Source organism: Teichococcus wenyumeiae (assembly GCF_003696345.1).
Classification (GTDB): Bacteria; Pseudomonadota; Alphaproteobacteria; order Acetobacterales; family Acetobacteraceae; genus Pseudoroseomonas; species Pseudoroseomonas wenyumeiae.
In genome coordinates, this window is sequence record NZ_RFLX01000090.1 from 1 (window position 1) to 5,519 (window position 5,519).

Below are 5,519 nucleotides of genomic sequence, written 5' to 3' on the forward strand. Positions count from 1 at the left end.
TCGGCCGGGAAGCGGTAGCCGGGGTAGGTGGCGAGCTCGGTCGACATCTGGCCAGCCTGGATCAGCCCCCTCATTCCGGCTAGCGCTCAACGACGTGACAATGCCTCCTGCTCCGGTAGATAGACAAAGTCCTGCTTGCCGAACCGTCCGTCGGCTTTCGCACCGGAGGTCAGGGTCTTCGGCACGAGCAGCAGCATGCCGTCTTGCTCGCAGAGCAGGATGTCCTCGCCCTTGTAGTAGCCGCGGTCGGCAATGACGGTGAGCGCCTCATGGCCCATCACCTCCCGTGCCTGCCGGGCCATGCCGGAGAGCTGGCGCGGTCGTAGCCCAGGTTGGTAACCTCGTGCGCCACGATCAGGTGCTGCCTGGTATCGACGGCGGCCTGCACGTTGTAGCCGACAATGCCGCTGCCCTTGCCGCTGGTCGCCATGTAGCGGGCGATGCTTTCCTCGACCTGCTCGATCCGGCGCTGCAGCTTGGCAGGCGTGTAGTTCTTGTCGCGGTTGTTCACCGCCTTGAACTTGCTGCCGTCGATCGCGACCACGGCGTCCGTGAACAGATCCAACTTGCTGCACAGCGGGACGAACTGGCGGCAAACAGCGCGGATGGCTGCGCCGTTGTCGTGGCGGAAATCGATGATCGTCTTGAAGTCCGGCACAAGCCGGCCGGTCAGCCACATCAGTTCGAGGTTGCGTCCTGCCTCGCGCTCCAATCGTCGGCTCGACTGCACCCGGTTCAGGTAGCCATAGAGATAGATCTTCAGCATGGTCGAGGGATGGTAGGACGGCCTGCCCGTGACTTCAGGAACCATGCCCTCGAAGCCCAGCGCAGCCAGATCCGGCGTATCGACGAACACCTCGACCACGCGAACCGGATTGTCCTCCGTCACGTAGTCGTCGAGGCAGGGCGGCAGAAGCGTGACCTGGCGCCGATCCGCACCTTCGATGAAGCGCTTCATTCGAGCCTCCCTGACGGCAGGCCATCAGCCTAGCAGATCCGCGTCTTTTCACATGGTCTGGACCCATTGCGGACATTGCGAGCCACGGTGAGCCGACGCTATTCCTCCGACGATGGGCCCTGTAGCCAAGCTGGCGCTTCTGCACGGCCTCACTGCAGTAGATCAAGGTCAACAGGAGCGATTGATTGCTGACGATGATCCCGGCCCGCACGGGCGCTGGCTTCCGCTTGAAGGCCGGTCAATTGCTCAGAGTCATTGACCCTGAGGGAACCCGAGTCTGCGACCTCATAGCATACAGCTCGGACGGCAGGGATCGCCTGAACAATGGCCGTACGTTCGACTACAATTCAAAGATCCAACTCTCTACTGGAGACAACCTCTGATCCGACTCCAGCAAACGGATGCTGACGATCATCTCCGATGACGTAGGTCAGCACGACTTCCTGTATGCCGCCTGCAGCGTCGAGATGTTCCAGATCCAGTACGGCGTTGATGGCCATCATCCAAACTGCACTGAGAACATGACACAGGCGCTTCAGTCGCTCGGCATAGAACCTGGCCCTTTGCCGATCCCGTTCAACATCTTCCAGCACGTCACGATTGAGGACGGTAGCCTCGTAATTCACAGGCCGCTTTCTCAGCCTGGAGATGCTGTCGTTTTCAGAGCGGAGATGGATTTGGCGGTTGCGCTTTCCGCGTGCTCTGCGTCGGTCTGCAATGGGGGCACATGCACTCCCATCGCATTTGAGGTGCTAGAGGCCTGAGCACCAAGCAGTACCGCCTTCAACTGGTGAGCAACGTCCGCTTTCCACCCGATCCGGTCCGTTTGCGGTCGAAGGCTCATGTCCGCTTTGCGGAAAGCTGATTGGCCGCTCGGATGTCTGAGAAGGGCGCGAAGCTATCGCAGAAGGCGTCAGCCTGACGGCCTCCGTTGTAGGATGGCAACCGCTTGCACAGTGGCGGGGTCACCGCGGCACCAGTGTCCTGCTCAAGCATTCGACCGACCGCCTTCTCATCGACGATGATCTCTTCGCCTCGGCTCGTCTGTCTGAACGCACTTCGGTTCCGCGAGCGCGTCCCACATCCGCATGAGCTGTGATGCTGCCGCATCGAGCTTCCCATGAGCCGTGCCGTCGCGTGCCTCCAGCGAGATGCCGAGCAGGAAGGTGTTGAGGAGAGTGGCCAGTCCCGCCGTGTCCGTGTCGGCCCGCAGATCGCCGCAATCCACTGCCCGCTGGATGCAGTCTGCCAGCGCGGTCCGGTTTCGCTCCCGCTCCTGTTCCACCAACGTTCGAAGGTGGCGGTTCTCCGGGGAGCAGTTGGTGGTCGAGAGCGTCACGAAGCAGCCAAGCGGGTGATCCTGACCCGACTGCATCCGGGCCGATCGCCGCAGCGCCTGTTCAACGGCGTCTCGCGGCTTCAATGATGGATCGTGCAGGGGCGTCATGACCTGCCCGTGAGTCGCCAGGTACTTGGCCAGACCCTCCTGGAACAGGGCTTCCTTGGAGCCAAAGGCGGCATAGAAGCTGGCGGACGAGATCCCGCCCATGCAGGCCTTCAGCTGGCTGAGGGAGGTCGGCTCGTAGCCGTGTTCCCAGAACAGCTCCATCGCCGCCTGCACAGCCTTGTCCCTGTCGAACTCTCGGGGACGCCCTGTTCTCGGCATCATGACCTCCTTCAATGACTTCTAGATTAATCGGTCCAGAACAGCTTGCCCAGGGGCAGCAAGCTGGCTAGTTGTGGATCGAACGATCCATAATTGGAGCACTTGCATGCACATGCAGCCGGACCGCGCTGATGCCGCGACCCATCCCGCGTCGGAGACTCTGCCCATGGCCGCACTGCTGGCGCTCGCGATGACCGGCTTCCTGTGCATTGCCACGGAGACGTTGCCTGCGGGTCTGCTGCCGCAGATCTCCCAGGGCCTCGCGGTGTCACCCTCAATGGCCGGTCAGCTGGTGACGGCCTACGCGCTGGGGTCTGTGGTTGCCGCCATGCCGCTGACGATCGCCACCAGCAGCTGGCCCCGGCGTCACGTGCTGCTCGCGACGATCCTCGGCTTCCTGGTGTTCAACTCCGTCACCGCGTTGTCTTCGGATTTCTGGCTGACCCTGGCCGCCCGCTTCTTCGCCGGGATGGCCGCCGGACTGGCCTGGAGCATCCTAGGCGCCTACGCGCGCCGGATGGTCGCGCCGCACCTGCAGGGCCGGGCCATGGCCATCGCGATGGTGGGTACGCCGCTTGCCTTATCCCTCGGGGTTCCGCTCGGCACCTGGATGGGCGGCGCCCTGGGCTGGCGAGCGGCCTTCGGCGTCATGTCGCTGCTAACGATGATGCTGATCGGCTGGGTTCTGCTCAAGGTCCCCAACTATCCCGGACAGCCCGCGAAGTCCCGCATCCCTCTGGCCCGGGTGCTCATGACCCCGGGCGTGCTTCCGGTGCTGGGCGTGGTGATGGCGTGGATGCTGGCGCACAACATCCTCTACACCTACGTCGCCCCCTTCGTGGCGCCTGCCGGGCTGGAAAGCCGGGTGGACCTAGTGCTGCTGGTGTTCGGCGCCGCGGCGCTGGTCGGCATCTGGATCACGGGCCGCGTGGTGGAGCGCGCGCTGCGCAGCGCGGTCCTCGCCAGCCTAGCGGTGTTCGGGCTGACCGCGCTGGCCTTCGGTGTCACAGCGGCATCTCCCATCATGGCTTACGCCGGTGTCGGCGTGTGGGGCCTGACCTTCGGCGGTGCCGCGACGCTGCTGCAGACTGCCCTCGCCGACAGCGCCCGGGAAGGGGCAGACGTGGCCCTGTCCCTGAACGTGGTCGTGTGGAACACCGCCATCGCGGGCGGAGGCATCTTGGGCGGCATCCTATTGCGAAGCTGGGGCTTGGTGTCGTTCCCCTGGGCGCTGCTGGTTCTGGTCCTGGTTGCCTTGTTCCTGGCCTGGTCGGCGCGCGCCAATGGTTTCCCGCCCGGCAGCCGCAAGCAGGCAACAGCCGCCATTGGCCACTGATCGATCCTGGCGCCGTTCCCCGGTTTGAGGATCTGGCTTGACCTGGCCGGAAGTGGACCGGCAGGTCTTGAGGAGTAAATGGGTGGGGAGCAGACATTTAGCTTCAGGTCCGCTCCTCCGCACCCGACACAAGGCAGTGCTGCGAAACATTGCTCTGCCGGTAGGTCTTCGACATCATGGGCTGGCCGGAAGTAGAGTGGCAGGTTGGTAGCTCCTGCGCCCGTCCATGGACGGGTTCTTCTCAGCCTCGGCGTCTCAACCCGATCGCTGTCGGGAGGGGCGCATCAGGCGTGGTCGCGTCTCTCGAAGCGTACCAGAGGAGATACTCAGGTGGTTCCTGCCCTTGTTGCCCTCGTCCTCGCGACCCTCTTCGCCGGGGCCGCGCTCTACATCAGCCTCGTCGAGCATCCAGCCAGGATGGGCCTGGAGGACGCGCCCCTGCTCGCGCAGTGGCAGCCCAGCTACAAGCGCGCCCTGCCGATCCAGGCTGGCCTGGCCATGCTGGGAGAGGCTGCGGGGCTCCTGGCTTGGTATCAGCTCCGCGAGTGGCAGTGGTTGGCGGGGAGCTTGCTCCTGCTCGCGAATTGGCCGTCCACGATGCTGATCATCATGCCGGTGAACAAGCGCCTGATGGCCATGACGCCGCAGGAGGCGGGGGCGGGAAGCCGTGACCTGCTGCGTCGCTGGGCCAGCCTGCACAATGTCCGCAGCGCACTCGGCTCCGCTGCAGTCCTCCTGTGCGCCTGGGGTTTCCTGACGACCCGCTAGATCCCCCCTCCACCTGCCATAGTCCGTGGAAGGTTGGAGGCCCATGTCCGCTTTGCGGAAAGCTAACTGGGTCTTCGGACGTCTGATGAGGGCGCGAAGCTGCCCAAGGCCCGATAAACTGCTCATCTCGTGCCTGACGTGGAACTAAGCGGCAGGTGCGATAGTGGCAGACGCCACCGGTTACGACTGCCATAGCCGGCGAAACGCTAGAGGCCTGGCCACATTCCACCGTCGATCCGCAGGTTCATCCCGGTGATGTATCCGGCTCGCGGACTGACGAGGAAAGCGACAGCATCGCTGATCTCATCCAGTGTTCCGACGCGCCCCATGGGAACCGCCGCAAACAAGGGCAGCGCCGCACGTTCCACCTCGGCCCATGGCGCGTCCTCGGCAAGGCCCTGGCCGGCGGCAGCCTTGCGGAAGGTGGCTTCGAGCTTCCCGCTCTGTATCGTGCCCGGCGACACCGTGTTGACCGTGATGCCGGCTCCGGCAACAGCCTTCGCCAGGGAGGCGCTCATCGCTACCATGGCCGCCTTGGCGGCGGAATAGTCCGGTCTTCCCGGGGGGGGCATCATCGCGGCGAGGCTGGCGACGTTTACGATCCTCCCCCATCCCGCGTTCCGCATCTTCGGCAGGACACAGGCGATCACCCTGACGGCCGCAAGGGTGTTGCGGTCGTAGCCGCTGGCCCATGTCTCCGGACGCGTTGTGCTCCAGTCTTCGCTTATGCCGGAGCCGCCCGCGTTGTTGACGAGAATGTCGATCGGCCCGGCGAAGGCCTGCGCCCGTTC

At 64.3% G+C, this 5,519-nt stretch carries 4 protein-coding genes and 2 pseudogenes; 3 read left to right on the top strand and 3 right to left on the bottom strand.

Annotated elements, in window-relative coordinates; translation table 11 throughout:
* Positions 1-119: 119 nt before the first annotated feature.
* Positions 120-958, bottom strand: a pseudogene (locus tag EBE87_RS27440) (transposase); the annotation flags it as partial.
* 194 nt (positions 959-1,152) lie between these two features.
* Here EBE87_RS27440 and EBE87_RS30630 point away from each other — a divergent pair.
* Positions 1,153-1,722 (top strand): annotated as a pseudogene (locus EBE87_RS30630) (DUF1989 domain-containing protein).
* Between the two features lie 248 nt (positions 1,723-1,970).
* On the opposite strand, the gene EBE87_RS27450 reads toward EBE87_RS30630, so the two are convergent.
* Positions 1,971-2,624 (bottom strand): TetR/AcrR family transcriptional regulator, encoded by a 654-nt coding sequence (locus EBE87_RS27450; RefSeq protein WP_120640921.1) that lies wholly within the window; start codon positions 2,622-2,624, stop codon positions 1,971-1,973.
* A 166-nt stretch (positions 2,625-2,790) separates the two neighbouring features.
* On the opposite strand from EBE87_RS27450, the gene EBE87_RS27455 reads away from it, so the two are divergent.
* Positions 2,791-3,960, top strand: a complete 1,170-nt coding sequence (locus EBE87_RS27455; protein WP_408887771.1) for an MFS transporter — start codon at positions 2,791-2,793, stop codon at positions 3,958-3,960.
* 330 nt (positions 3,961-4,290) lie between these two features.
* On the top strand, positions 4,291-4,728 hold the full coding sequence (locus tag EBE87_RS27460; RefSeq protein ID WP_120640919.1) for a DUF1772 domain-containing protein: 438 nt from the start codon (positions 4,291-4,293) through the stop codon (positions 4,726-4,728).
* 206 nt (positions 4,729-4,934) lie between these two features.
* Here EBE87_RS27460 and EBE87_RS27465 read toward each other — a convergent pair.
* Positions 4,935-5,519, bottom strand: a 585-nt coding sequence (locus tag EBE87_RS27465) for an SDR family oxidoreductase (protein ID WP_122140293.1), incomplete at its 5' end; no start/stop codon positions are given.

Bases quoted from the DNA above. Each gene is read 5' to 3' on its own strand.
- EBE87_RS27455 (WP_408887771.1), top strand. From the start codon at position 2,791: ATGGCCGCACTGCTGGCGCTCGCGATGACCGGCTTCCTGTGCATTGCC.
- EBE87_RS27450 (WP_120640921.1), bottom strand. From the start codon at position 2,624: ATGCCGAGAACAGGGCGTCCCCGAGAGTTCGACAGGGACAAGGCTGTG.